General features: G+C 70.4%; 1 protein-coding gene and 1 pseudogene. Both read left to right on the top strand.

Annotated features, from left to right (window positions below):
* The first annotated feature begins 139 nt into the window (after positions 1-139).
* Positions 140-1054 (top strand): AraC family transcriptional regulator, encoded by a 915-nt coding sequence (locus ACWF94_RS40410; RefSeq protein WP_453500273.1) that lies wholly within the window; start codon positions 140-142, stop codon positions 1052-1054.
* A gap of 120 nt (positions 1055-1174) precedes the next feature.
* Positions 1175-1455, top strand: a pseudogene (locus ACWF94_RS40405) (ABC transporter substrate-binding protein); the annotation flags it as partial.

Genomic DNA, 1455 nt, shown 5'->3' with positions numbered 1-1455 from the left:
GCGGCACCGCGGCACCGCGGCGCCGGGCGGGCCGGTGCCGGTCCGGACGGCGGGGGAGCGGGGAGGGATACCGGAGCGGTCACCGCCCTGAGGGGGACGCCGGGGGAGCGCGCGACACAATCAGTTATGGTCTGACGCCATGACGGTAAAGCGACAGCGGGCGTCCGCCCTGCGTCTGTGGGGGGCGCCCACCCTGGAACCCGATGAGTGGACCGCGTACGTCCCCAGCGGGGAACGCCGGGTCGAGGACCCCTGGCTGCTCACCACGGACACCTTCACCGCGGCCGCTCCGACGGAGTGGGAGATGATGTCCCACCCGGAGCCCGAGCTGCTCTGGTCCAGTACGGGAAATGTGACGGTCGAGGCCGCCGGGCACGTCTGGCTCGTGCCGCCCGCGCTGGGGATCTGGCTGCCCGCGGGACTGCCGCACCGGGTCAGGGCGAGTGCGGACACGGTCACCTACGCGACCTTCCTCAACCCGGAACTGACCAGCACCGCCTGGCACACCGTGACGGGGATCCCGCTGAGCCGGCTGCTGCGCGAGATCCTGCTCCACAATCAGCGGGAGGCGATGCCCGGCGAGGAACGGCTGCGGCTCCAGCGGGTCGGGGTGGATCTCATCAAACCGGTCCAGGCGGCCTCGCTCGACATCCCCCTGCCCAAGACCCCGGAGCTGCGCTCGGTCGCCGAACGGATCATCGCCGACCCGGCGGACGACCGGACGACGGAGGAGTGGGCGAGGGAACTGGGGCTGAGCGGTCGCACCCTGATGCGCTGGTTCCAGCGGGACACCGGTGTGAGCCTCACCCAGTGGCGCATTCTCGTCCGGGTGCGGTCCGCTCTCATCGACATCGCGGCGGGCAAGCCGGTGGTGGCCGTCTCCCGACGGCTCGGCTATGCCAATCCGAGCACCTTCATCGATCTCTTCCGCCAGGTCACCGGCCATACGCCCGCCGCGTACTTCCGGTCGGTGAGCGGTCTGGACGAAGCCGCGCCGAAGGCCGGGCGCCCCCCGGCCGACCGGGTCGTGAAACCGGAATCCACCGTGTCGTGAAACCGGAACAGGGTGTCGCCATACCCTGACGGGAACTGGGCTACCTTACTTAGGTAAGCCTGCCCTAAGCCCGAATTGGCTGGTCCTCGGACCGCCGTTCGGGGTCCCCGAAGGAGTCCGATGACACCCCGCACCACCCGGAAATCCCGGCCGAGACGCGGTTTCCTCGCGACGGCCGCCGCGAGCGCCGCCGCAGTGCTGATCATGAGCGCCTGCTCGGCCGGCGGTACGGAATCCGGGAATGCCTCGGGCGCCAAGACCCGCACGGTCACCGACATCGCCGGCGAGGTCGAGGTCCCGGCGGAGCCGCAGCGCATCGTCTCCGTCGACTTCTACTCGCCCGCAACCCTGGTGGACCTCGGGATCAAGCCGGTCGGAGTCGTCGAGGGATTCGAGAAGTC

The sequence above is a fragment of the Streptomyces sp. NPDC055078 genome, assembly GCF_053607985.1.
The sequence above is the reverse complement of the archived record's forward strand: the minus strand, read 5'-3'. Positions and strand labels throughout refer to the sequence as shown.

Coding starts and splice junctions, on each gene's coding strand:
- ACWF94_RS40410 (WP_453500273.1), top strand. CDS start 140: ATGACGGTAAAGCGACAGCGGGCGTCCGCCCTGCGTCTGTGGGGGGCG.